The 25425-nt window shown below is 65.6% G+C and carries 27 protein-coding genes; 12 read left to right on the top strand and 15 right to left on the bottom strand.

Features of this window, described 5'->3' with window-relative positions; translation table 11 throughout:
• The 9 genes from FOE78_RS01725 to FOE78_RS01685 all read right to left on the bottom strand — a co-directional run bounded on the left by FOE78_RS01725 (window position 1) and on the right by FOE78_RS01685 (window position 6807).
• Entirely contained in the window at window positions 1-384 is a 384-nt protein-coding gene (locus FOE78_RS01725) for a hypothetical protein (protein WP_143984795.1), read from the bottom strand.
• A gap of 88 nt (window positions 385-472) precedes the next feature.
• The gene (locus tag FOE78_RS01720) at window positions 473-700 is read right to left on the bottom strand and encodes a hypothetical protein (RefSeq protein WP_143984794.1); all 228 of its coding nucleotides are present in this window, start codon (window positions 698-700) and stop codon (window positions 473-475) included.
• 618 nt (window positions 701-1318) lie between these two features.
• Window positions 1319-2329: a site-specific integrase gene (locus FOE78_RS01715; protein WP_210414756.1), complete on the bottom strand. Its 1011-nt coding sequence runs from the start codon at window positions 2327-2329 to the stop codon at window positions 1319-1321.
• Between the two features lie 152 nt (window positions 2330-2481).
• Window positions 2482-2676 carry a helix-turn-helix domain-containing protein gene (locus FOE78_RS01710; protein WP_143984792.1) on the bottom strand — a complete coding sequence of 65 codons (195 nt, stop codon included), beginning with the start codon at window positions 2674-2676 and terminating at the stop codon, window positions 2482-2484.
• Window positions 2677-2751: 75 nt separating this feature from the next.
• On the bottom strand, window positions 2752-4287 hold the full coding sequence (locus FOE78_RS01705; protein ID WP_143984791.1) for a replication initiator: 1536 nt from the start codon (window positions 4285-4287) through the stop codon (window positions 2752-2754).
• Window positions 4284-5765, bottom strand: a complete 1482-nt coding sequence (locus FOE78_RS01700; RefSeq protein WP_143984790.1) for an FtsK/SpoIIIE domain-containing protein — start codon at window positions 5763-5765, stop codon at window positions 4284-4286. Before FOE78_RS01700 ends, FOE78_RS01705 begins: the two co-directional genes overlap by 4 nt.
• A complete protein-coding gene (locus tag FOE78_RS01695) occupies window positions 5762-5962 on the bottom strand; it encodes a hypothetical protein (RefSeq protein ID WP_143984789.1) in 201 nt (66 codons plus the stop codon). Before FOE78_RS01695 ends, FOE78_RS01700 begins: the two co-directional genes overlap by 4 nt.
• Before the next feature lie 3 nt (window positions 5963-5965).
• On the bottom strand, window positions 5966-6400 hold the full coding sequence (locus FOE78_RS01690; protein WP_143984788.1) for a hypothetical protein: 435 nt from the start codon (window positions 6398-6400) through the stop codon (window positions 5966-5968).
• Window positions 6401-6417: 17 nt separating this feature from the next.
• Window positions 6418-6807 (bottom strand): hypothetical protein, encoded by a 390-nt coding sequence (locus FOE78_RS01685; protein WP_143984787.1) that lies wholly within the window; start codon window positions 6805-6807, stop codon window positions 6418-6420.
• Window positions 6808-6896: 89 nt separating this feature from the next.
• On the opposite strand from FOE78_RS01685, the gene FOE78_RS01680 reads away from it, so the two are divergent.
• From FOE78_RS01680 to FOE78_RS01660, 5 genes are all read left to right on the top strand, one after another.
• Window positions 6897-7253, top strand: coding sequence for a winged helix-turn-helix domain-containing protein (locus tag FOE78_RS01680; protein WP_168207324.1), 357 nt, complete (start codon window positions 6897-6899; stop codon window positions 7251-7253).
• 246 nt (window positions 7254-7499) lie between these two features.
• A complete protein-coding gene (locus tag FOE78_RS01675; RefSeq protein WP_143984785.1) occupies window positions 7500-7790 on the top strand; it encodes a transposase in 291 nt (96 codons plus the stop codon).
• Window positions 7787-8683 carry an IS3 family transposase gene (locus FOE78_RS01670; RefSeq protein WP_143984784.1) on the top strand — a complete coding sequence of 299 codons (897 nt, stop codon included), beginning with the start codon at window positions 7787-7789 and terminating at the stop codon, window positions 8681-8683. Before FOE78_RS01675 ends, FOE78_RS01670 begins: the two co-directional genes overlap by 4 nt.
• A gap of 67 nt (window positions 8684-8750) precedes the next feature.
• Window positions 8751-9218, top strand: coding sequence for an NUDIX hydrolase (locus FOE78_RS01665; protein WP_168207323.1), 468 nt, complete (start codon window positions 8751-8753; stop codon window positions 9216-9218).
• Window positions 9215-9628, top strand: a complete 414-nt coding sequence (locus FOE78_RS01660; protein ID WP_143984782.1) for an NUDIX hydrolase — start codon at window positions 9215-9217, stop codon at window positions 9626-9628. The genes FOE78_RS01665 and FOE78_RS01660 overlap by 4 nt, the downstream gene beginning before the upstream one ends.
• A 382-nt stretch (window positions 9629-10010) precedes the next feature.
• On the opposite strand, the gene FOE78_RS01655 is transcribed toward FOE78_RS01660, so the two are convergent.
• Entirely contained in the window at window positions 10011-13475 is a 3465-nt protein-coding gene (locus tag FOE78_RS01655; RefSeq protein WP_168207322.1) for an RHS repeat-associated core domain-containing protein, read from the bottom strand.
• A 348-nt stretch (window positions 13476-13823) separates the two neighbouring features.
• On the opposite strand from FOE78_RS01655, the gene istA reads away from it, so the two are divergent.
• The 5 genes from istA to FOE78_RS01630 all read left to right on the top strand — a co-directional run bounded on the left by istA (window position 13824) and on the right by FOE78_RS01630 (window position 19573).
• The gene (gene istA, locus FOE78_RS01650) at window positions 13824-15242 is read left to right on the top strand and encodes an IS21 family transposase (RefSeq protein ID WP_210414671.1); all 1419 of its coding nucleotides are present in this window, start codon (window positions 13824-13826) and stop codon (window positions 15240-15242) included.
• A gap of 2 nt (window positions 15243-15244) precedes the next feature.
• Window positions 15245-15718, top strand: coding sequence for a hypothetical protein (locus tag FOE78_RS01645; RefSeq protein ID WP_143984780.1), 474 nt, complete (start codon window positions 15245-15247; stop codon window positions 15716-15718).
• Complete coding sequence (gene istB, locus FOE78_RS01640; RefSeq protein WP_143984779.1) at window positions 15715-16485, top strand: IS21-like element helper ATPase IstB; 771 nt, start codon at window positions 15715-15717, stop codon at window positions 16483-16485. Before FOE78_RS01645 ends, istB begins: the two co-directional genes overlap by 4 nt.
• Before the next feature lie 245 nt (window positions 16486-16730).
• Window positions 16731-17708: a hypothetical protein gene (locus FOE78_RS01635; protein ID WP_143984778.1), complete on the top strand. Its 978-nt coding sequence runs from the start codon at window positions 16731-16733 to the stop codon at window positions 17706-17708.
• Window positions 17709-18526: 818 nt separating this feature from the next.
• The gene (locus FOE78_RS01630; protein WP_143984777.1) at window positions 18527-19573 is read left to right on the top strand and encodes a nucleoside hydrolase; all 1047 of its coding nucleotides are present in this window, start codon (window positions 18527-18529) and stop codon (window positions 19571-19573) included.
• Window positions 19574-19627: 54 nt separating this feature from the next.
• Here FOE78_RS01630 and FOE78_RS01625 read toward each other — a convergent pair whose 3' ends face one another.
• The 5 genes from FOE78_RS01625 to FOE78_RS23500 form a co-directional block, all read right to left on the bottom strand.
• Complete coding sequence (locus FOE78_RS01625) at window positions 19628-20197, bottom strand: NUDIX hydrolase (RefSeq protein ID WP_168207321.1); 570 nt, start codon at window positions 20195-20197, stop codon at window positions 19628-19630.
• Window positions 20198-20415: 218 nt separating this feature from the next.
• Entirely contained in the window at window positions 20416-20694 is a 279-nt protein-coding gene (locus FOE78_RS01620; RefSeq protein WP_143984775.1) for a Fe-S cluster assembly protein HesB, read from the bottom strand.
• A 141-nt stretch (window positions 20695-20835) separates the two neighbouring features.
• Window positions 20836-21270 carry a DUF3592 domain-containing protein gene (locus FOE78_RS01615; RefSeq protein ID WP_143984774.1) on the bottom strand — a complete coding sequence of 145 codons (435 nt, stop codon included), beginning with the start codon at window positions 21268-21270 and terminating at the stop codon, window positions 20836-20838.
• A gap of 49 nt (window positions 21271-21319) precedes the next feature.
• Window positions 21320-22633 carry an MFS transporter gene (locus tag FOE78_RS01610; RefSeq protein ID WP_168207320.1) on the bottom strand — a complete coding sequence of 438 codons (1314 nt, stop codon included), beginning with the start codon at window positions 22631-22633 and terminating at the stop codon, window positions 21320-21322.
• Between the two features lie 29 nt (window positions 22634-22662).
• Entirely contained in the window at window positions 22663-22806 is a 144-nt protein-coding gene (locus tag FOE78_RS23500) for a DLW-39 family protein (protein WP_168207319.1), read from the bottom strand.
• 163 nt (window positions 22807-22969) lie between these two features.
• On the opposite strand from FOE78_RS23500, the gene FOE78_RS01605 reads away from it, so the two are divergent.
• Window positions 22970-24652 (top strand): sensor histidine kinase, encoded by a 1683-nt coding sequence (locus FOE78_RS01605; protein WP_168207318.1) that lies wholly within the window; start codon window positions 22970-22972, stop codon window positions 24650-24652.
• Complete coding sequence (locus tag FOE78_RS01600) at window positions 24649-25335, top strand: response regulator (protein WP_143984771.1); 687 nt, start codon at window positions 24649-24651, stop codon at window positions 25333-25335. Before FOE78_RS01605 ends, FOE78_RS01600 begins: the two co-directional genes overlap by 4 nt.
• Window positions 25336-25425: the final 90 nt, after the last annotated feature.

Raw genomic sequence — 25425 nt, 5'->3', positions numbered from 1 at the left:
TTACTCCTCATCGGAATCGGGCGGGCCTAGGGAGTCGTCGGGGAGTTCGAGCGCCGTCGGCGGCAGCTCACGCACCGGCGGCCACGGCATCTGCCACCGGATGGTGGTCTCGGCTCGCATCCGCGACTGCCGGCCCCACTCCTGGGGCAGCGTGGTGAGCTTGAACCGGAGCGGTTCATCGAAACTCACCCCGCGCATCAACCGGACCGCCACCCACACCCCGGCCGGCCCGCCGTAGATCAGGCCGAACCACCAGGTAAACCACGGCAAATGACCCAAGATCAACAAGCCACCGCCGGCGACGATCCCGGCGACCAACACCACGCCAACCGGGATCATCAACAACGTCACCGCCCACTGGACATAGGTCCACTCAAACGGCAACGTCGCACCTTTCGGACCCAGCCAGACCGCCCGCAACTTCCGCGGACCGTCATCGGTACGCAATTCCGGCATCACCGATCACCGCAGATCAGTTGATGCCCAGCGCGTCGAGCACCTTGCCGCCGAACGCGGCCACCCCGACAGCCCCCAAGCCGACCGCCACGATCACGATCGACACCATCGTGTTGAACCCGACCCGCGCCGTTTCCGAATACTGGGCCCGTTTCGCACCCGCCGCGATCGCGATACCAACCGCGATCACCACCAGGCCGAAAACCGCCAGCAGCAGGGTCTGGATCTTGCCTTCATCGAACATGACGAACTACCTCCGGGGGAGAGAAGGAAACCGCAGCCGAACGGCATGCGGCAGAGACGCGACAACGCGCGTCGAACCAGGGAATATCGCCGCGGCCCAGAACAGGCGCGGCCGAAAGACATCCACCAACTCCCCCGAGTCGGATGCCCAAAACGGGACGGGTTCCCGGCGACCCGGAGCAAGAGCGCGCCAGCGCGCCGACGGGCAAACCGCCCCGACCGGCTGTGGGCTCACGCGCGCCTCCGGGTGAAGGGAACGTCCGAAACGTTGCCCAGAACGCTCCCATCGAACTCAGCGAACGTTCAGGATTGACACGCTGCGAGTCCAGATCTGGCGACTGCTGTTCACCGAGTCGCCCACGACGGCCGCAACGGTGAATGTGCAGCAGCGAACTGCAGCAGTAAGAGTGAAATTGACCGTTGCTAGGCGAGCAACGCTGTTCCAGGGGTGCGCTCAGCACCGCGTAACGCGCGTGCCCCCGGGACTTTGCAAGCAGGGGGTTAGGGGTTCGAGTCCCCTTGGCTCCACCCACTCTGACTAGGGCAAACGCAAAACCGCCCGACGCGGCGATCCCCGAAAAGTGGCTCTGCCTGACAAACTGCCTGACAAGCGCAAGCTCTACGCTGCATCGTCGTCAGTCCCGTTTTCCTTCGTGACCAGGCCAAACACCGAATCCATCACGGTCGCCCCGGACTCCAGCACCGGCCGCAACTCGTGGCGATAAACCAGCTCGGTGACCGCCGTACCGCTGTGGCCCATCAATCGCGAGATCTCCTCGATCGGCAGCCCGTGCTCCGACAGAATCGAGACGAACGAGTGCCGCAGCTCGTACGGAGCCCACTCGGTGTGCACGATCCCGGGAACCTGCTTCAGCGCATCGCGGAACTTCCGGCGGACGTTGTGCGCGTCCTGCTCAGTCCCGACCTCGGATGGGAAGACCAGGCCGTTGTCCTGCCAGTCACTCCGAGCAGCCTTCACGGCCTGACGTTCGCGGTGCTCCTCGAGGACCTGGACCACGTAGCCGGCTATCGCCAAAGTCCGTCGCGACTTTGCGGTTTTCACATCACCACCGACGCGTACCGACCGCCAAACCTCGACAAATGGCACCTCCGCATCGAGATGCACTCGATCCCACCGGAGCGCGCGGACTTCCTCCGGACGAAGCCCGGTCAACAGCGACACCACGATGTAGGCGTGCATCTCTTGCTCGCGAGTCCGGACCAACAGATCCGACGCCTGTTGCAGCGTCAGGGATTTCGACGGCCGGCCCGGACGACCCTTCGGCGCCTGACAGAGGTCAACAACGTTGCGATCCACCAGCCGCACCTTGACCGCCCGATTCACCGAGCGCCGCAGCACGGATAGAACCTGCTTCAGCGTCGAGGAGGCCAACTCCGACGAGAGGTCCAGCAGCCAACGGTCAACCTCATCCGGCCGCAGATCCTTGAGCCGGCGGGCGCCCAGATATGGCTTGATGTGCAGCCGGTATTTCTCCTCGTCGCCCTGCCGCGTCTTCTCGCTCACGTTCGACCGATCGAACTTCAGCCAGTCCTCCACCACCTGGCCGACCGTGACCCGACGCCCTTCCAGCAACAGACCGGATTCGTACTCCCGGACACGGTCGCGCAACGCACGAAGCGCGGCCGTTTCTGTCTTGCCCGAGCCTGACCGAACGATGCGCTTCCCGCGGCCGTCATAGCCAACGGTCTGCTCAGCGATCCAGCGTTGTCGCCCCTCCTGCCAACGCAAGCCGCCCTCACCGCGCACACGTCGCGTAGGCCTCACGCTGCATCCTCATCGAAGGCCGCCACGTACTCCTGAAGTGCAGCGACCGGGACCAGCCGCCGGCGCCCTTCTTTGATCGAGCGCAGGCGACCGGACCGGATCAGCTCATAGATCGCGGACCGGCTCAAGCGCAGCGCCTCGCACGCCTCGTCCACGCTGTACAGGACGGGGACAATCACTCGCTCTTTCATGATCAACATCCCTTCCTCAGGTGTGGCGACGGCATCGTGAACACGAGCCATCGGTGTTTGCAGGAGACCCGAGCCCTACGGAGCAGGACCGCCCTCCTGCTCGGTTGCCGAATGGTTTTCCACAGGCTCCGTAGCGGCTTTGGCGGCGTCGTATTGCTGTTGCCACGTGCGGCGCTGTTGGATCGCGGCGAAGATGATCTTGCGATACTCGCCCGCGTTGCCGGGTCGGGTGTCGGTCCACACGTAACGCGGCAACCCATCGGGCGCCTTCACCTCAGCCGACAGTCGCTCGACCTCGGGCGGCACGATCCCGGCCGCATGCAGCGTCTCGCGGACCACGGTCGCCCGGTCGGCTTTGTGTTCGGCCAGGGTCTTTCCCGACCACTGCCGGGAAACGAGAACGCGGCGGCCGCCGACGCCGAGGTGTTCGCGATCGTGAGCCTTGCTCGGGCAGTGGCCGGCTTGCATGCCGGCGGTCGCGTTCTGCGGTTGGACGCCGTAGCGCAGCCAGTTCGAGCAACGTTCGGAACAGGGAAGCCAGCGCAGTTGATCATGAAGCCTGCCGATGTGCGCTTCCCGCCGAGCTGAGGTGGTGTCGGTGATGGGTTCGGCGATGGCTTTGGTGAGGTATTTGGTCAGGTAGCGGATGGCCCGGTCGGCTTCCTCGGACGGGGCGATGATGCCGCGTATGTCGGCCTGGGTTCCGAAGCGCATCACGTGTGCCGGTGTGGCGTCGGGGTCGTCGGCCAGGGCGTCGACGGCTTGATCCCAGCTGGGCAGGGGTTGGCCGGTGTCGGGGTCGAGGTAGTCGCTTCCATTCCAGACAGGTGTTCGGTGGACGTAGACGGGTCGGTCGCAGGCCGGCCACCACACCTGAAGGTAGGTGGCCCGGATGACCTGGCGCAGCAACTCGCGGGGGATGGCACCGCGGATCGCCGCGTGCAGGTGTGGCGCGATCCGTTGCTGGGGTTCGACGGCGGCGAAGTACTGCACCTTGTAGCCGGCACAGCGCCGCAGGTTCTGCCAGAACCGGTCAACCAGCTTCGGGAACAGCAACGCATCCATCGCCGCCCGCCGATAGTCGTAGCTTGCCGGCTGGGTGGGTACGCCGTCGGTGATCGATCCGTAGGAGGGCAGGGTGAGGGTGAGGAACATCGACGGCCGGTATTCCTGCCCTTCCCGACTGGTGAACGTCCGCCCGATCGTCCGGTCATCGGCCTTCACGCGCGGAAGATCAACAACATCCGGCCGGCGACGTGTTGACCGCACCCGACGATCCGACTCTTGATCTTCGTCCTGTTGATCTTGATCATCTTCGTGTTGATCTTGATCGGCGTCGTGTTGATCTTGGTTGGCTGTCGGTGGTTGTTCGGGTTCGGTGTTGCGGTGCCATCCTTCGGCGCATTGCTGCATCCGCAGCACACGAGCCTTGTGTGCACACGATGGGCAGACTGTCTCGCGGGTCGAGCCGCACGGGATCGGGACGACTTCCTCGATGCCGGTGGTGCGGTCGAGGACTCGGCGCAGCAACGGCCGGACGCAGACTTTGGCGACGATCGCCATGTCATAGACCATGTCGTTGGTGATGTCGGTCAGCGGCGACAAGGTCATGCGACTGCCCCGCCGACCGCATGGAGTTGTTGGTCATGGTCAGCCGCAGTCGTGATCTTGGTGACCATCGCGGCGATGTCGGGATCGGTGATGTGAGCGAACCGGACCCGTGTCGGTTCGGGGATGCCGTCGACCTGGACGAACCCGACGCCGGGCAGGTCGTGCCGGATCCGCTCAGCCTGCGCCCCTTTGGCGCGAGTGCCGGCGCCCAGGGCGAGGGTGACGTGTTCAGGTTCGGTCACCCGCAGACAAATCCGGGTCGGGAACAGATCCCGCACCGGAATCGTGTCCTTGCGCGGATCCTGCACCGCGGCCACCACCGAGACGCCGACCGCGCGTCCTTGGGACAGCAGCAGCGACAGCGACGCATCGATCCGTTTCCGCATGCTCCGGTCGCTGACGTAGGCGGTCAGCGAGGCGAGTTCGTCGATGATGATCACAATCAACGGATCACCCGGTGTCGGCTGATGCAACCGAGTGACGCCGCGGAGCCGGTCCTGCCGGTCCCGCATCACCTCCACCGCATCGTCCAGCAGGCCGGCGAAGGATCCCTCCCATAGCCCAACCTCACCGGCATCGGTCGCGGTGGTGCCGTGGGCGAAGCGGTCGAAGACGGCTTCGCCGGGGGCGAGTTCCATCCCGCCTTTGGGATCGATCACCCACAACCGCACCGACCCATCGACCAAGCCGGGCGCGAGTTGGCCGATCATGGACCAGATCACCGACCCTTTGCCCGAGCCGGTCGCCCCCACCACCAGGACGTGATGACCGAGCAGCCCGAGCCGGAACCGATCACCGCTCTCCGCCCGGCCAAGCTCGAGCCGGTCCAGGTCGAGATCCGCCGGATCTGTGGGGGCAACCGTGTCGGTGAGCGGGTCACGATGCAGCGCCCAGACTTCGATGACCTGGACATGGTCGGTGGAGTGGACCCGGCAGGCATCGACGGCGAAGCTTTGCGCCAACCGATGCGCGATCTCGGCCCAATCATCGAGGGTCTGACCCGGTAGCAGCCGGACCCGGACCCGATCCACCCACCGGGTTGAGGTGACGTCGAGCAGCTGCGGCAGGTACTCGGTGCCGTCGCGATGCTGGGCCAGGTTCGCCGTGATCATCGCCGGCTGCCAGCTGCGCCGATAGATCCAGAACCAACGGCCCAGGCTGCGGGCCCGGTTCCCGACGGTTCGGGTGAACCACGCTGGCCACCGCAGCCGCCAGACGACCAAGCCGACGACCAGCAGCACCGCAGCCACAACCGCCGGCCAGGTGCCGAACCTCGACCACAGCACGGCCAGCCCGATGATCACCAGCGCGGCCGCCAACAGGAGCGGAGTCCGGACGATGATCATCACCAGGCCGGCGAGCCGGCGGATCAGCCAGACCGCGACGACGAACACCAGGCCGACCCGTAGCGAGCTGGTGTGGACGCGGACCGGGGTGGTGTCGGTGGCTTGTCCGCGGGTGAAGGGTGTCGGGCTCATAGCTGGGTCACCTGTTCCCACAGCCAGGCACCGGAGGCGTGCAACGCGTCCTGTACCGGGTCACCGACCGGCGTCACGCCGATCACCAGACCAAACAGGACACAGACGACGGCGCCGGGGATCCGTTGGATCTTGGACTTGATCATGAACACGATCAACAGACCGAGCAGGACGGCGACGGCGACAGCGGACAACATCGCTCACACCGCCTCGACTACGGTCGGCCAGCCGATCAACGCGCCTGGCCGATCAAAGGACGGTTGGCCGTCGGCGGTCATGATCAACAGTGCGTGCTCATGGGAGCCGCCGGCATGGGCGAACGCCGCCAGCACCAGCGCCAGGTTCTGCCTGTCCAGGCCGGCCAGGATGCCGCCCAGATCGGTGAGTGGTTGCCCACCGACAAGGGCAGCGACCACGTTCAACAGTCGCCGCTCACCACCGGACAGGGCACCCGAGCCGGTCCAGATCGCGTCCGGGTTCAGCCAGAACCAGCCCGCCCGGTCACACTGCTGCACCCACGGCCAACCAGTCGAGGCGAACCGGCCACCAAACGACCGAGCCAGCAACTCCACCGCCGCTTCCTCGGCGTAGGAACCACGAGCCCAGGCCCGCAGGCCGGCGACCGTCACACTCACGTTCTCGCCCATGACGATCAGGCCGCCTCAGTCTTGGACGGCCGTGCCGGCGCCGATGCCTGCTCGGCCGGGAACAGACCCTCGACCGTGATCGACAGTGCCATCCGGCCGTTCGACTCGTACGGCATCACATAGACCCTGCCGCGAGCCAGATACACGACTCCGAGTTCATAGGTCGCCGCCGGATTGATCACGTTGATTGACGCGGACTTGTCCACCCGCACCGAGCCGTCCTTCTGCCGGCGCCGCAGAATGCAGCCCGACGAATACGTGACCTCGCCGGCCGGCGTGGCCTTGTCCTTGCGCTCCCGCGGGGACTCACCCAGTCCGATCACCTCGACCGGCCACGCATCGGAGTGCGTGGCAACGGGCAGTGCGGTTCCCTGACTGATCGCTTGGTTCGACATAACTGCTCCTTCAAGTAGATTGAGCTAGCTTACTTTTGCCTATCACGAACAGGATGAACTTGTCTAGCCTTTTAGCTAAGGTTTCTGTCATGACGTCTGCGAACCCGACCCGATACGGTCACGTGGTCGCGACGATCAGCACGCAGATTCGAAGCGGGCAGTTCAAGGTCGGCGACGAATTGCCGACGGTCACGAACCTGGCCGAGGAGTTCCAGGTCTCGCACATGACGATCAAGCAGGCCCTCCGCACACTGCGCGAGAACGGCATCGTCTCGACCGGACGCGGGACACGATCGCGCGTCCTCGCCATCCCCGGCCAGCAAGAGGAATCGCTGGCCGACCAGCTCCGCGCAATCCGCGAGCGACTCGACAACCTTGAGGGCCGAACGATTGACCTCGAAAATCATGTTTCCAAGGCAAGTCGCGACGAGCCGGCAGAGCCATGACTCAGCCATGCACCAGCCGTGACATGTCCCCGACAGTCTGTAGTCAGCGAAAGATCATCAGACCCCGATAGGACCGGCATGCAGCAATGGAGCGGCCGCACCGCGACTCAACTGCAAGGCGCCCTCAGGCACTCAATCGAAGACTTCGCCCAACACCTCGACGTCGCACCACGCACCGTCGCCCGCTGGCATCACGACCCTGGAAATCCCCCACTTTCGTGAAGGCATGCACTATGAGGAGTTGTCATGCCAGAGAAGCGACGGAAGTTCGACGCGGAGTTCCGCGAGGGCGCTGTGCGGCTGGTGCACGAGTCCAACAAGTCGATCGCGCAGGTCGCCCGTGACCTGGGGGTCAACGAGGGCACCCTGGGCAACTGGGTGGCCCGGGACCGTGAACAGCGTGAAGGCGTCAATAGCCTGTCCAAAGATGATCTTGACGAGTTGAAGCGGCTGCGCTCTGAGAACGCCGAGCTGCGGATGGAGCGTGATGTTCTCAAGCGTTCCGTGGTCCTGTGGGTGAAGGAGGCGATGAGGTGAGCGTGGCACGCTTCATCGCCGACCAGAGGACCTTCTACCGCGTCCCGATCGCGGTCTGCTGCGCCATCCTCGGCCTGAGTGTGGGCTGGTTCTACAAGTGGATCAAGTCCCCGGTCACCGACCGACAGCAGCGGCGCCGCGAGCTGGATGCTGCGGTGCTGGCCATGTTTGAGGCGTCCGGTCGTACCTACGGCTCACCGCGGATCCACCGGGATCTGGTCGATGCCGGCTGGAGGGTGGGCCACAACACGGTCGCCGACTCGATGACCCGCCAAGGCCTGCAGGGCAGAAAACGCAAACACCGTAAGGGATTGACCAAGCAGGACCGCAAGGCGGCCAAGTTCCCGGACCTGGTGCAGCGGGACTTCTCCGCCCGGGCGCCGAACTGCAAATGGTGTGGCGATATCACTGAGATTCCGACCGATGAGGGCAAGCTCTACATGGCCACGGTGATCGACTTGTTCTCGCGCAAGCTGCTGGCCTGCCCGATCAGCGATCACCCCGACGCGCCATTGGTCTGTGATGCGATCAAGATCGCCGCGGCGGTCCGCGGTGGCCGGGACCACATCGAGGGTGTGATCTTCCACTCCGACCGTGGATCAACGTATACAGCGAAGGACTTTTCCCTGCTGTGTAAGAAGAAACTCGGGATCCGACAGTCGATGGGACGGGTCGGATCCTGTTTCGACAACGCGGCAGCGGAGTCGTTCTTCTCCACCCTCGAACACGAAGTCCTGTCCCGCCACCACTTCGAAACCAAAGCCCAAGCCAGGGCTGTCGTCCTGGCCTGGTGCCACCAGTTCTACAACGTCCAACGACGGCACAGCGGCGCGGCCTTGCTGCCACCCGACCAATACGAGATGATCACCGCTGACCAACCGGCAGCGGCCTAAACCGAAACCCTTCACGATTTCGGGGAAATCTCACCCTGATGTCACACCGCGGCCGGCGATCCAGCAAGTGCTCGATCACGCACTCGAAAACGCGACACCCGAACAGCGGGAACGCTTCTACGCAAGCGATTCCGACGTCACACCCGCCGTCGCACTCAGCGCGGCCCTGGCCGTCGTCGTCAAGCAACCCGACATCCTGCTCGTGCGACCCCGGACCCCCGAATCGGCGTCCTGGCAATTCCCCGCCGGAGTCGTCAAACCCCAGTCCTCACCCGAAGCTGTCGCCGTACGCGAAACCCTCGCCGAAACCGGCATCGACTGCGCCGTCCGAGGACAGATAGGCAGCCGCACCCACCCGATCACCGGCGTCTACTGCGTCTACCTGCTGTGCGAATACCTCGCCGGCGAACCCGAGAACCGCGACCCCTTCGAGAACATCAACGTCCGCTGGGTCCCGACAGACGACCTGACGAAATTCATCCCGTCCGACCGCATCTATCCACCCGTACTCGACGCCATCAAGGAGGCCTCGTGACCACCGCACCCGAGGATCGACCCGCCATCTCCGCAGCGATCATCCTGCAAGACGGCAAGCTGCTCCTGGCGCAACGCAAAGTCCGAGAAGGCAGCCTCTCCTGGCAATTCCCAGCCGGCGAAGTCGAACCAGGCGAAACAGCGGAGGAAGCAGCCGTACGCGAAACGAGCGAAGAGGTCGGCCTCACCGTTCACGCAACCAAACACCTCGGCGAACGAGTCCACCCCAACACCGGCCGCCGGATGGCCTACGTCGCCTGCGACATCGACTCCGGCGAAGCCCACGTCAACGACGACGACGAACTCGCCGCCGTCGCCTGGGTGACGCCGCCAGAGGTAGCCAAGTACGTCCCGTACGGCTTTGCCCCCGCCGTCGAGGACTACCTCACATCCAACGACTTTCAGCCGTAGCAACGGTTGCACTCATTCCTGAGACGAACTCCGGTCGGAGGGTCATCGAGACCGTCGAAGGTGTCGTAGGACGATCGATGGCCGGGCGCTCGTCCGGCCGAGAGTGGTGCCCGGTGAGCACGCGGTGGAACCCTGTCCGGGCGCCTCAGACCTTCAATGCTGTAAAGCACGATCAGCACTCGGGCCGTCCTACTTATCGTTGCGCGGCCGCGCAGGCATAAGAGCGATGGCAATAGCGAAGGCGGCGACCACACAGACGAGAACCACGTTGGTGGTTCGTACTCCTCCTTGCTCTGCTACCAGCAGGATCTGGCTCAAAAGGACGCAGAATGCAACAGTCCACATTCCGATTTTTAGCTTTCGGGTCACGGCGTCGCCTCGTTCAGTAACAGCTGTCGATGAATCCATAGGCTGCGATGCCGTAGCCCACCACCGCCGCAGAAGCAGCTCCCAGGCTGGCAATGTCAGCCGTCACGACAAAGGCTGCCCCGATGATCAGTCCAGCCGTTGCAACGGGGCAGGCGTACGGAAGCTGGCCGGTGGGGTCGGTGTTGTTGATGGGGTCGTTGCCGGCGTAGGCGTAGCGGTTGGCGTTGGCGGGGTTGAGTGGGGTGTCGAGGGTGTCTTGTTGGGTGAAGGTGCCGGTTTTGGGGTTGTAGTAGCGGTTGCCGTAGTGGATCCAGCCGGTGGCGCGGTCTTGGATGCCGCCGGCGAAGGTGTAGGGGTTTTGTGGGACGCCGGTGCCGCCGGAGTTTTGGTCCAGGATCGGGGCGCCGAAGGGGTCGTATTTGTAGGTGAAGGCGGTGGAGTTGAAGTCGGTCAAGAGGCCGAGGGGGCTTCCTTTGTCGGCGTTGATGTACAGCGACACGGTGCCGGTGCTGGTTTTCAGGAAGAGCGGCCGGCCGGTGACGGGGTCGCTGGTGACCGCCGCGGTTTCGGCCGAGGAACCGGTGCCGCGGGTCAGCGATTCGACCACGGGTTGTCCGTTGGCGTCGGGCCGGCCGTAGGCGTAGGCGTACTGGACGGTGCCGGTGCCGTTGGGCGCGGTCTGGGACAGCATTTCGTTGTTGCTGGGGCCGGCGTGGGTGTAGGTGTAGGTGGTGCCGGCCACGGTCGCCGAGGCGAGCTGGTTCGCGGCGGTGTAGGTGACCTGGGTGGCGTTGACGCTGGGGTCGGCGGTCAGGTTGCCGTTGGCGTCATAGCCGTATCCGCTGCTGGTGATCTGATCAGCGGCGTTGAAGGTCAGGGTTTGGGAGTCGGCGCTGGTGCGGTCGCCGCGGCTGTTGTAGCCGTAGTCGTAGCTGTCACCGTCGCTGGTGGTGGCCTTGATGAGTCGGCCGGCCGGGTCGTAGTGGTAGTGGGTGACGACGCCGGAGATGTTGCTACGTCGCCATTGCAGCTTGCTGCGGTCGTTACTGGTACTGGCGGTGCAGTTGGGTGCGGTGGTGTTGGCCACGTAGCAGTAGCTGTAGTCGATCACCGGCGTGCTGTCGCTGCTGCCCGGTCCGCGTTCACCGATCAGCCGGACCAGACGGCCCGAGGTGTCGTAGTCCATGTGTTGGTGGGCGGACCAGACGGTGTTGTTTGCACTGGTTTGCAGCCACAGATCGGTCCGGCGGCCGTGATCATCGGTGGCGATGTTCAGGGTCTGGGTGTTGCCGTTCTTGGGGTAGAAGATCGACGTCGGCACCCCGGACTTGTCATAGGCGTAGGTGATGGTGCCCGCGGCTGGGGTGATCGTCTGGGTCAGCTGGGAGGCCTTGTCGTAGCTGTACTGCATCAACCCGCCGCCGGCGGTGTTCTGCCGCGACGTCAACCGGCCCAGCTGATCGTAGGTGTAGGTCGTCGTCCCGGTCGAGTCGACCCGGCTGTTGTTGCGACCGCCGGCGTCATAGCCGTAGGTCACTTGATCGCCGCCGGTGTAGGCGATCTTGGTGGTCCGGTCGAGATCGTCATAGCTGTAGGTGGCGGTGATGCCGCGGCCATCGGTCGCGGTCTTGACCCGGCCGTAATCGTCGTAGGTGTAGGACTTGGCGCCGATCGCACCGGCCGGAGACTGGACCTGGGCCAACTGTTTGGCGCTGTAGCTGTAGGTCGTCTTGATCGACCCGTTCCCGGGTGCGGTCGCGGTCGCAACCGTGCCGTCGGTGTTGTAGGTCAGGGCGGCCTGGTTGGTCAACGCGTCGGTGGTCGAGGACGGGTTCCCGGCAGTGTCGTAGCCATAGCTGCTGGCGTTGCCGGCATCATCACTCGACCCGGTCGGTAGGTACTGCGCCGGCCCCGACGTGTTGGCATAGGTCAGGGAGAAATTCGCCCCGGACGGCGTCTGGGTCTTCGTGAGAGATTCGCCGCTGTTGGCGCCGTAGGTGTTCGTGGTCGTCGACGCCGACGCACCGGAACCGACCGTGTCGGTGGCGGTGGCGAAATTCGGGGTGTAGGTACGCGACCGGACCCGGCCCAGCTCATCGATAGCCTGGGTGACGCGCTGGTCACTGTTCAGCGTGTAGGTGGTGTGGGCAGCCACCGACACCGGATTCGACTGCAGCGTGTCCGGTCCGGCGACCAACGTTTGCGTCGCTGACGGGTAATCCAGCCGAGTCACCGACGATCCCGGTCCGCCGGTGGCGTTCTCGACCTGGGTCACCGACATGACCCGCCAGGAGTAGTCGTACAAGAAGTCGGTCTCCACCCCACCTGGCGCCTTGATCGACGTCACCAGCCCGGCACTGTTATAGCCGAACGTGGTCGTACGGCCCAACGCGTCGGTGAAGCTGCGCATCTGATGATTGGTCTGGGTGAACGACACCTGCCGCAACGACGCCGAGACGCCCTGGCTGATCGTGGTGACCCCGCTGGTGCTGTTGGTGGACACGGTGAACCGGCGGCCCGCGGTCGGCCCGGCCGGCGGCGTGACCGTCAACGTCGCCGTGGTTCCCGACCCGCTGGTCACCGTGTCGGTGGTGGTGTTGCCGTTGCGGTCGGTCACCTTCGACAGTTTGCCGCCGGTGTCGAACGTCCATTGCTGCTGGGACTGATGGTCGGTCAGCGTCCAGCCGTACTGGTTCTTCACCAACGACTGCTCAAAACCCTCCGGCGAAAGGTAGTTCGTGGTCGAACCCGACACGAGCGCGAACACCCCAGTCAGGCCACCCGAGGCATGCAGGGTGACCGAATTGTCCGCATTCGAGGTGAGCTGGATGTCTTGGGTGTAGTCCAAGCCCCACCCATTGCCCAGCCGTGACGACGGGCCGGAGCCGATCACCGCCGCGGAGTTGTAGAACGCACCCAAGGGCTGCTGGCCGTTGACACCCCGCATCGTGAGTCCGCGCACCGTAAGCAACAGATTCCCGGAACCGACATCGACCTGAGCGCGGACCGAGTCACCGGCAGTGAACTGCAACCGGGTCGCCCCCGGCCGCTCCCCCGCCCCGGCCAACACGCCGATCGACGCCGATCCGAACGCCGACGGCAACTGACCGCCCACCAACAAAGCCGAACACAACACGAAGCCCGACAAACCCGCCACGATGCGAGAAGAGCGCACAACACACCCCGAAACTGGCCAACGGCCACAGAAAAGGGAATCAGGAGAGGAGCGGCAGACCGGGGAAGATCTGAGATCAGTTAGCTCGTCTACCTGACGAAGACGGTCACTACTCTCACGGGTCCCATCGCAAACGCACAGCCCAAACAGATAACAACATGATAACGAAGTCTGGGGCAAGAGAATACGGCCGCACGCCGCAAGTCCAACCCGAATCCGAGCAGATAGGCAGAATTGCCGATGCGCCACACCACCTGACCACCCCCACTCCAGCGAGCCCCGACCATCAAGCAGCTTCACCATCGAGCACCCCAAGGAAGGCGGACCAATCGACGGGCGCACCGTAAGAGGTTCCATCACCGGGGCCACGGCAGACGAGCCGCACACACTCGGGACGCGGTTGTCCGTAGACCCCGCCCGGCACCAAGTGCCCGGATGGGGACGCCTTACGAATCGCTTGTCTAGTTGTCTAGTGCCCTGCCGATTCTGGCTCTGATGTATCAAGTGTCCGCGTACGACCTCACATGTCGTTCTCCGTACGACCTGACGTGTAGGTCGGTCTCGGCGAGTTGAGTCCCTGCTCGCCTTGAGTTGGGTCACCCTTCGGTTCGTCAACTGCCAAGTAGACGAGTCCGAAGGGTGACTTGCTCCATGATCCTGGATACGGAGTCCTGGATGAATGTCCGTCGTTTCCGCGCCTTGCATGTTGCCGGCGCGAGCTTTGCCGAGATCGCCCGTGAGTGCGGGGTGGATTGGCGCACGGTGAAGAGGTATCTGATCGAGGACGCTGCCTCGGTCCCACCGACACCACCGCCCCGGGCCGGGACGCAGCCGAGGGTGATCGCCCCGTTCATCGGGGTGGTCGAGGCCTGGCTGCGTGCCGATGTCGGGTTGAAGGGCACGGTGATCCATGAGCGGCTGGTGGCCGAGCACGGGTTCACCGGGTCGTATCAGCGGGTGAAGATGTTCCTGGCCGAGGCCCGGCCCCGGATCGCCGCCGAGCTGGCCCAGACCGATGAGAACCCGTTGATCGGGTTCCATCGCCGGTTCGAGGTCGTGCCGGGTGCGCAGGCCCAGGTCGATTGGGGCGATGAGGGTGATCTGCTGGCCCATGTCGGGATCGGCCATGTGTATTCGTTCCACATGACCTTGTCCCATTCCCGGGACCCGTTCTGCTGTTTCACCACCAGCATGGATTTGGCCACGTTCTTCGACTGCCATCGGCGCGCGTTCGCCCATTTCGGCGGGGTGCCGGGTGCGATCGTCTATGACCGGACCAAGACCGTGGTCAAACGCCATGTCGCGCCCGGGCTGGCGGTGCCGGTGCACCCGGAAGCGGCCGCGTTCGCCGATCATTACGGGTTCGTCATCGACGTTCTGGCCGCCTACCGACCCACCGGTAAGGGCCGGGTCGAACGCCAGGTCAACATCGTGCGTGAACACGTGGTCGCCGGCCGCTGGTTCGACTCGATCCAGGAGTTGGACGGCGCCTTCGATGCCTGGCTACCGATCCGACGTGGGCAGGTCCACCGCACCCACGGTCAGGTCATCGCCGTTCGCGCGATCGGCGATCGGGCCGCCCTGTTGCCGTTGCCGGACCGGCCATATCTGGTTTGCGATCGGTATCTGCGTCGAGTCGGTAAGGACGCCCTGGTCTCCTTTGAGGCCAGCTTCTACTCCGTGCCCGCCAGCCGGGTCCGGCCCGGTGGGCAGGTCGAGGTGGCCGTGAACGCCGACACCGTGACCATCAGCGCGCTCGCCGTTGATGGTGGCGGCTGGCTGGCGACCCACCAACGGGCCCGCCGACGGGGCTCGTGGATCGTCGATGAGACCCATTGGGCCGGGCTGCCCGACGGTCACACCCGGGCCATCTGTCTCGACCCTCCACCGGCACCACGCTCCAGAACCGGTCCGGCCGAGCCAAGTCCGTTGACCGCGCTGCTGGCCAGCCATCACGCCGCCGGCCAGCCGGTCGCTGTCCGGCCGCTGTCGGACTACCAGACCGCCGCCCAGACCAACCCCGCCGCCCAGACGAACCCCGCCGCCGGATCCCACACCGCCAGGAGCTGACCATGATCAACAACAGGAACAAGATCAACAACGACGAGAGCATGATCAACAACGACATGATCAACAGCACGAACAGCAGCAGCGGTAAGGTTTGCGGCCCACCCAACTCCGTGTCGTCGATCCAGGGTCTGCCCGGACACAGCCTGGACCCGAGCCCGACACCAGCAGCTGCCGGGGTGGAGCTGAGCCAGTACACCGCCGCCACGTTGGCCGAGCTGCTCGGCCTGTGTGAGGAATTCCTCCGCACCGCCGGCCCGGCCGTCCATGCCGAACTTCGCCGATACCTCACCGGCCAGACCCCACCGGCCGACCCGGGCTGGCTGATCGACATGCTCGGCTTCCACCAACTCCACCTGCACCAGCGGATCAAGGCCACAACCCCCAGCCCACGCGACAACTGGCACACCGACCCCGACCACGACCGGATCATCCCGGTCACCGCTGCCCAGGCCCGCACCGGGGTGGTGGCCCGGTGAACAGCCTGACCAGCGACCGGATCCGTGACCACGCCACCAAACTCGGACTGACCCACCTGACCGAATCGATCGGCCCACTGGTCGACCGCGCCGAGCAAGCCCAACTGGGCTACCTCGACTTCATCGACCTGCTCCTGGGAGAAGAAGTCGGCCTGCGCGAGGGCCGCAGGTTCCGCAACGCCCTACGCCTGTCCGGCCTGCCCCACCACAAAACCCTCGACGACTTCGACTTCGCCTTCCAACCCGACCTCGACGTCCGCAAGGTCCGCGACCTGGCCACCCTGGAGTTCGCCCGCACCAAATCCAATGTGGTCCTCCTCGGCCCACCCGGCGTCGGGAAAACCATGATCGCCGTCGCCCTCGCGGTCGCCGCCTGCCAAGCCGGGTTCTCCATCTACTTCACCACCCTGGACGACCTGGTCCGCAAACTCCGCGCCGCCGACACCACCGGCCGGTTCAACCGCCAACTCGCCACCTACCTCCGACCCGCGGTCCTGATCGTCGACGAAGTCGGCTACCTCCCCCTGGACCGGGCCGAAGCCAACATGGTCTTCCAACTCGTCTCCCGCCGCTACGAACGCGGCTCCATGATCATCACCTCGAACAAGGCCTTCACCGAATGGGGCAGCGTCCTGGGCGACGACGTCCTAGCCACCGCCATCCTCGACCGACTCCTACACCACTGCGACGTCATCAACATCAACGGACCCTCCTACCGACTCAAAGACCGCTTCAACCTCACCACCGGAGGAGAAACCATGCCATGATCACCATGCCGAGACCGACACGTCAGGTCGTACCCCATGCAACATGTGAGGTAGTACGCCGACATCAAGAGCGCCTCGCTGCGCTCGGCGCCGCTGCGGTCCGGTTGCTCGCTCCGCTCCGCTCCGGTCCTCGCAGTCGACGGGACGCAACGTGTTCTCGACAATCTGCCTAAATCCGCCCGAGAGGGTAAGGCCGTCGATAGCGTCACTCCGAGCATGTCATGCGAGAGACCGAAGGAGACCAGATGGACCCCGGCGCCAACTGGTGGGAAGCGCTGTCAGCGATCGGCACCGTGCTTGCTGTCTTGGTGTCAGTCGCCGTCGCGATTCGCGAGGTGGCCCGAGCACGCGCGGCAGAATCGGCCCTGGAGGACGAGCGCCGGCAACGCCTCGCAGAGCAGCGTCGAGGCATTGCTGCACTGGTGACCGCCTGGGCAGAGTCCCAATACGAACCATCGCCTGACGGAACTCACTACGTCAGACGGGTAATTGCCCACGTCGCAAACGAAAGCACTGAGCCCGCATTCAATCTGAACGTAGTGCTGGCCTACGGATCGCCGCTGATACAGCTGGGTCCGCTCTCGATTCCAGTTCCGATACACGTCCTCCCTGCCAGGCAGGCCAGGTCGTGGGATGTCAGCCCTGGATTCGCCGCCCATTCGACTGGCGTCGGCCAGGTTCCCACGGACCCAATCGCTAGCATTTCCTTCGAGGACTCTCGAGGCGTTGCGTGGACTCGAGGCTACGACGGCAAGCTTCAAGAAGGCGGCGGACACCAGGCGATCTCTCCGGACAGCGAGACCGGCGAGGCACAGATTGGTCCGCTCGATAGCCCGTTCAACCCGATCGCAGTCGTCACAGCGTTCCATTCAGCGCTGGAAAGCGCGACCACCGTCCAGGACCTCAAGCCGCTTCTGTCGCCGACCGCGACGGGATGGTCGGCTTTAACCAACGAGGAGCTCGTAGCCCTACGCGACGAACACGCCGCCTACGGCCTGGCAGCGCATGTGTGGTATCCGACGCCACGGATTGCCTACGTCCGGCTGATCCATGATGACGACATCGAGCGAGCAAGAAAGGGTGATTCAGCGCGGGCTCTGGTCGTCACCCTGGTTTTCCTAGTGGGCAAAGGTTGGCGTGTATTTTCATCTGGTGGCGCAGTGACCGAACCAGACTGGATCAAATTTCCACGCAAGGACCTCCTACGGGACCTTCGCGGCTAGATTCGCGCCAGGATTCACCCTGAGGCCATTCCTATCTGAGTGTGGTTCGCCGCGTCCCCTCTCCGGACCAGTCTCCGGCCTCCACTCCGCACGTCAAGGGCGCCTTCGGCGTCCTTCGGATTCCGCTTCGCTCCACCCTTGACCCACTCCGCTCCGACCTACGATTGGCGCCTACGAGGGGACGCGGCTGGTGTGGGCCGGCCGGCTGACTAGAGATCGAGTTCTGGTCTCAGTTTTGATCTCATCCACCTACCGTCCGGTGACGTCCATGCAGGCCAATTCGGCGGCTCGTGCCGCTGGCCGGCAGCGTGAAATCGCTACTCGGACACCCACGAGACGACCTGCTAAGAAGGCTGCGGTCGCCCACGTTGCCTGACAAAGTGCCTGACAACAGGCGACCGCCGGCACCGTCGAACACGGACACGCACGGACTCAGACCGTGGTCAGAATGCGCCCGACCACAGCCCAATTGGCGTTTGCAAGCAGGGGGTTAGGGGTTCGAGTCCCCTTAGCTCCACCAACTCAACGCGCGCGTCGCGGAATCGGGCGCGTGTCGCGGTTTCCCGCGTGTGCAGAAGCGGTAACAATGCAGGAGCAGTTCGCTCCTACGCCCTGTTTGCCCGGGTTGGGGCGATCTGCTCCTGCGTTCTGACCGCCGGGAGCGGGGGCGGCTCGGCGAGGGTGGTCGTGCGGCCGCGGCTACTCGCGGACCGAGAGCGGTAAAAACGTCGGACGCGATGGCTTGTACGGCCCGATCTGGTGGGGTGGAGGCGATCCCGTCCGACATTCTTACCGGTCGGCGGGGCTAGGGTGCGCGGGTGAGTGTGCCGATCGTGCTGGACTGTGACACCGGGATCGACGATTCGCTGGCACTGCTGTATCTGCTCGGGCATCCCGGCGTGGAGTTGGCCGCGGTGCTGTCCACGGCGGGCAACGTGCCGGTGGATCAGGTGGTCGCCAACAACCTTGCCTGGCTGGAACTCTGCGGCCGCGGCGACGTCGAGGTGTGCCGCGGTGCGGAGGCGCCGCTGGCGATCGACTTACGGACCTGCGAGGACACCCACGGGCCGCAGGGCATCGGATACGCGGAGCGGCCGCTGAATTCTCGAACGGCTTCGGAACGCGGCGCGGCCGATGCGTGGATCGAGCTGACCCGGGAACGTCCGGGCGAGCTGATCGGGCTGGTGATCGGACCTTGCACCAATCTGGCGTTGGCGATTCGACGCGATCCCGACCTGCCGCGGCGGCTGAAGCGGTTGGTGATCATGGGCGGCTGCGTCAACTACCCGGGCAACACAACGCCGGTCGCCGAGTGGAATGTGCTGGTCGATCCCGAGGCTGCTCACGAGGTGCTCACCGCGTTCGGTACGAACGGTGCGCCGCGGCCGATTCTGTGTGGTCTCAATCTGACCGAACAGATCGTGATGACACCGCAGCATCTGGCCCGGCTCGCGGAGGTCGCGGGCAGTGCGCCGGTTGAGGTCGCCGGCGTTGACGACGTCCGCGGGATCCGTTCCGGAGCAAGCAATTCGATTGTCAGGAGGTTGACGGATGCGCTGCGGTTCTACTTCGAGTTTCATCAAGATCACGACGGCGGCTACTTCGCTCACGTGCACGATCCGTTCGCGGCGGCGGTCGCCATCGATCCGTCGATCGTGCACACCCGGCCTGCCGTGCTCGACGTCGAACTCACCGGCACGCTCACTCGCGGGCAGGTGGTTGCCGACGAGGACGGCTTCTGGGGTCGCGAGCCGAATGCGCTGATCGCGGAACGCACCGACGTCGATGCCTTCTTCGAGGACCTGGTCCGCACGGTCGGGACGCTGGCGCGGGATCGAGGTCCGGGTCCGGCCGCGCGAGCTTGATTCCCTGCCCGGGCTGGGTTTCGGCCCTTGCCTAGCTCAGCGCCCTTGCCTAGCTCAGGAACCGTTGGGCGATGTCAGGAGGCCCATCGCGGCGGCCAGGCGGACTACGTCGGCAGCGGTTTGGTCGTGGACGGCCAGCCAGCGGACGGCTTCGTCGACGGGGAGTGCGAGGACCTCGACCACGTGTTCGCCGTCGGCGGGGTTGGTCGGCGGGTGGATGAGGTCGGCGGTGGTGAGCGCGAAAGCCCAGTAGGACAAGGGATGTGGCATGTGCGGCCGGTACGGGCCCTCGTTGCGGCTGGTGGCGACCTGCGCGGCGAAGATCACCGGTTCACCGGTCACCTTTGCCCCGGCTTCCTCCAGCAGTTCGCGGGCGACGGTCTCGGCGATCGGCTCGTCGGGTTCGCGGGTGCCGCCGGGCAGGAATCGCCACTCCTGCTCGCTGCGACACACGATCACGCGGCCGGCGGAATCGGTGGCGATGCAGTGGATCCGCGCGATCAACTCGTCCGGAGGCTCGCCGACGAAGAAGTCGACATCGGCGTTGGCATAGTCGACGTACCCACGCGCAAACAGCCCCGGAAATCGCGCTGTCCAGTCCGCCGCCCCGCCGCCCTCGGTCACTCGAACCCTCCGTCCCGCCGCCACATCATCCACGCCACGCACAGCACCCAGCCGAGTGGACGCGTTCAAATCCGAAGAGGTCCGGCCTGGCAGGTCCGCGTCGCAGGCAACAGGCCGTCACCGTGCAGCGACCCTATCGGGCACGCGTACGGGGCCGCCATCGACGTGCGATGACGGCCCCGTACGTGCGTGGTCAGCCGACAGGCCGACCGCTGATCTCAGCCCTGCTGGGCGAGTTGGAACTGCACGTCACCGGCTTCGGTGACCTGGGCGTCGAGGATCTTGTCGTCCAAGACCTCGGTCGCGCTCTGTTCCAGATAGACCTTGGCGTCACCGCTCTCCACCAGGGTGTCCCCCGGCTCGGGCGACGGCACCGCCGCGATGGCGAAGGCCCCGTCGGTCGGTCCGCTGATCCGCAATCCCGCATCCTCGGACTGGATCTGCTTGTCGACGATGGTGGTGACGACGTTGCTTGCGTTCTCGGTGAGGGTGAGCATGAGCTCTCCTTCCGTAGTGAACAGATCTGTCCACCGTTCCCGCTCTGGACGCCAGACTCAAATCCGGTTTCACCCAGTGGGATCCAGTTGACAGCAGCGCCGGCGGCGAGGACCCTTCGCGACCCCCGAGCAGCAAGACGCCTAGTTGATCAAGGTGGAAACCGACCACACCGCGCCGACCAGCGCGAAAACCACGCCCGCCGCGATGAACGCGATCGCGACGGTCAGCCCGGACTGTGCGCCGCCGGCCACCTGCCCCTGCCGAGGGTCGTCCGGATTGACCAGAATCTCAACCGGGAAAGGAAAACTCTTCAGCGTGCCGCCGGAGACGCCGTACGGGTTACGTGCGGTTCGCTGCACACCCTGGTTGTCGATCCAGCGGATCATCCAGTGCTGGGTGGAGCTGTCACCGCTGTTGTCCCACACGTAATCGAATGCCTCACCCTGGTACCGCAGCCAGGTCAGCCGACGATGCCGAACGCCGACGGCGGTCCGAACCCCGAAGATCAACATCAGGATGCCGCCGACCAGGAAAGCCAACGGCAGCAGCCGAAACACCAGATCCGAGCTGGTCATGCTTCGTTCTCCTCCATGATCATCTTCCGAGAGCGCGGTACAGCAACCGTCAGCCGATCGTACGATTCCGGCCGGCCAACACGCCGAACGTTCCCTGCGCCACGGTCAACGCCAGCAGCAAGATGATCTCCGGCAGCCAACTGCCGGTCAACCCGCGGATCGCACCGGCAGCAATCGGACCACCGGCCGCCAGCAAATAACCCAACCCCTGCGCCATCCCCGACAGCCGCGCCGTGGCGGACGCGTCCGCGGTGCGCAACCCGATCAGCGCCAACGCCAACGTGATCGAACTCCCGGACGTCATCCCGGCCAAGATCACCCACACCACCACCAGTTGTGGCAACAACAGCATGCCCAGCAACGCGATGATCATCGGCGACACGACCAAGACCGCGATCCCCCGCTGGTCGTGACGCCGATTCATCAACAGGCTGACGCCGAACGCCGCCCCGATCCCCACCAGCTGGTAGATGAACAGGTGCGCACCGGACGTGGCTGCCGACACGCCACGATCGGCCTCGATCGACGGCAGCCAGTTCACCAGGGTGTAGAAGACGGTGGACTGCAGGCCCATGTGCAGGGTGACCTGCCAGGCCAGCGCCGACCGCCACATCGGCCGCACGGTGGCCGACGGGTCCGCGACCCGCCGGCCGGCGACCGACCGGCCGGAGTGACCAACTTCTTCATGATCAACATCGGAGTCGGCAGCAGCGTGATCAGGGCGACCATGATCAACATCGACGGCGCCCGACAACGCAACGCCGGCCCGACCTCGTACGGAGGAATCACCGCCCGGCACCCACCGCATCCGCGCCGCCCAGACGATCAACGCCAACGCCGCCGGGATGATCCAGATCCCGATCGCGGTCCGCCAGCCGCCGACAGCCCAGGCCGCGATCGGCACCGACAGCCCGGATGCCAACGCAGCAAAGGTGTTCATGGTGGCGGTGTAGGAGCCGGTGAGCCGGGAGATGTGCGTCGGGAAGTCCCGCTTCACCACCGCCGGCACCAGCACGTTGCCGACGGCGATGCCGACGCCGATGGCCAGCGTGCCGAACCACAACAGCCCGGGCACCGGCAGTGAGCGCAACAGCAGGCCGACGGCCAGCACGCCCAGCGACACCAGCACCATCCGGTCGGTGCCGAACCGACGAGCGGCCAGATGGGACAGCGGCGACATGCCGGCGAAGGCCAACAGCGGCAGCGCCGCCAACAGTCCCAGCGCGCCAGAACCGAGTCCGGTCGCGGCACCGATCTGATCCAGCACCGGGCCGACCGAGGTGATCGCCGAACGCAGGCAGGCGGCAACCAGCAGCAGGCCGATCACCGCCAGCGCGGCCCGGCCACCGCGGTGCTTCGGCAACGGCAATGGTTCGACTGATGAAATGAGCGTCAGCGGCGGCTGGACTCGCCGACCGGGCTGACGTGGTCGGTGGCCTCGGCCCACAGGTCCGCCTCGGCGGTCTTGCGGTTGTACTGCCGGACCAGCACCGCGACGCCGCCGGCAACGGCCAGGGCGAACAGAAGCTTCTTCATCCCGCCACCCTATGCCGCCTCGGCCCGTCCGGAACCGGCTGACTGCCGGGCGACATCCCTCGACCGGAGCCGAACCGTCCGACCGCGCTCGGAGCGGTCCGCCGAGATGTCAGACCGCAGTCAGATGGGCCTGGAACGCCGATCGGCCTACGCTGGCCGGGTCATGAGCTATCTGCCGGATCCGACCGCCAGCTCGTCCGGGCATCCGGTGCCGCCGGACCCGCGAGCCTCCCAGTCGACCCAGCTCAGCGCCGCTCGGGAGCGCGCCTGGAGATTCGATCTGATCAGTGGCCTGCTGTTGACCGGATTCTGCGGCCTCTTCTACGTCTCCCAGCCGGCCCTGATGCTCGCCTCGTTCACGTTGACACTGCCCTGGATCATCCGCCGCCGCTATCCACGGACCGCGCTGGCCGTCGCCACCGTCGGTGCGCTCGGTGTGCTGGTGGCCTCACCGATGCCGGCTGTGGCGATCATCACCGTGCCGTTGTTGATCTACACCTACGCACGCTGGTTCGACCGTACGCTGGCCCGGCTCGCGCTGGGCATCGGGCTGATCGGCTCGATCCTCGGCCCGCTGCGCTGGCTGGTCACCGATTCGAGTCTGCGTGAGGTCCTGGTCCACGTCGGGGTGCTGATGATGACGGTGCTGGCCTGCGCCGGCATGGTCTGCCTGGCGTACGTGCTGGGCAGCCGCCGGCGGGAACGCTCCGAGCGGGCGGCGCAGTCGATCGAGGCCCGGATCGAGCGGGAACGGCTGCTGGCCGCCGAACAGGAACAACGCGCCCGGGTGGCCAGCATCAACGAGCGGAACCGGATCGCCCGCGAACTGCACGACATCGTCGCGCACTCGCTGTCGGTGATCGTGGTACAGGCCGAGGGCGGCCGGGCACTGGCGGCCAAACGGCCCCAGATGGCGCCCGAGGTGTTCAGCACGATCGCCGACACCAGCCGGGAAGCTCTCAGCGAGATGCGGCAGATGGTCGGCTTGTTGCGCAGTGGCGGCGCGCCGGGTGAGGGCCGGGTCGACGGCAGTTCGGACGGCTATCTGCCGACGCCGGGACTGGACGACCTGCCCGAACTGGTGGCTCGTACCGCCGACAGCGTCGAGTTGACCGAGTACGGTGCCCGTCCGGTCGTCAGCCAGGCGCTCGGCCTGACCGTCTACCGGGTCGTGCAGGAGTCGCTGACCAACGTCCTCAAGCACGGCGGCCCGTCCGCTCGGGCGGCGGTCGGGGTCACCTACGCGCCGAACGGGATCGGCATCCGGGTGGTCGACGACGGCCACGGAAGCCAGGCGAGCAGCGACGGCAAGGGGCACGGGCTGCGCGGCATGCGGGAGCGCGTCACCCTGCATCACGGCACGCTCACCGCCGGACCGCGACGTGGCAGCGGCTTCGAAGTCCTAGCCTGGCTGCCGTTCCCGACGGGCGGCGCCCCGACGGCACCTCCGTCCCAGACCGGCCCGCAGTTCCAGACCGGTCAACAGCTCGCGCCAGGCCGGCAACCGGGGCCGATCGCGCGAACCGGCGACCAACGACCGCCGGTTGCCTGGCAACCACAACCGGAGCAGCCAACCTTCACCGGTTCCGTCCCGACCAGTCGACCGACGGCCGTCGAGCCGACCGCGGTGATCCCGATCACCGACGAACCCACTCAGGTGATCGCCCTCGACACCGAGCCGACCCAGCAGATTCCGACCGACGTCAACACCGACAGGATGATCAACAACTCCATGGACAGCCTCAGCACCACTTCGGATCCCTCGATCCGGGCCAACGCCCCGTCGACAGTCTCGGGACACGCCGGCGACGATTCGCAGTCCTCGGGTTGGAGCCCGCGGCCATGACGAAGGTGTTCCTGGCCGATGATCAAGGACTGGTCCGCGGCGGCTTCCGGATGTTGATCGAAGCAGAAGATGATCTTGAGGTGGTCGGTGAGGCGGCCGACGGCGCCGGTGCGGTCAAGCAGTTGCTGCAGCGCCCCGCCGACGTGGTGCTGATGGACATCCGGATGCCGATCATGGACGGCGTCGAGGCGACCCGGCGACTGGTCGCCGCCGGCTCGCCGACCCGGGTGTTGATCTTGACCACTTTTGATCTTGACGAGTACGTGTTCGCGGCGTTGAAGGCGGGAGCGGCCGGCTTCCTGCTGAAGGACGCCCGGCCCGAGGAGCTGCTGTCCGCAATCCGCAACGTGGCCGGCGGTGACGCGGTGGTCGCTCCCAGCGCCACCCGCCGGTTGCTGGCCCACGTCGTGCAGTCGTTGCCCGGCGAGGCAGCCGGCCAACACGACGACAAGGTGCAGCTGCTGACCGCGCGCGAGGTCGAGGTCCTGCAGCAGATCGCCGCCGGCGCGACCAACGCCGAGATCGCCGGCACCCTCTACATGGCCGAAGGAACCGTGAAGACCCACATCGGCCGACTGCTGGCCAAGCTGGACTGCCGGGACCGAGTCAGCCTGGTGCTCTTCGCCTTCGAGGCCGGCCTGGCCGAACCGCGCGCCGCCCGCTCTCCCCAACCCGGCTCCTGAACCCCGCCGGTCCCTGAGCCTGTCGAAGGGACTTTCGCCCAACCCACCGAACTCGTACCCGAGATCGCATCCCTACTCCCCTGGTCGCAT

Source organism: Microlunatus elymi (assembly GCF_007362775.1).
GTDB classification, from domain to species: Bacteria; Actinomycetota; Actinomycetes; order Propionibacteriales; family Propionibacteriaceae; genus Microlunatus; species Microlunatus elymi.
The sequence above is the reverse complement of the archived record's forward strand: the minus strand, read 5'-3'. Positions and strand labels throughout refer to the sequence as shown.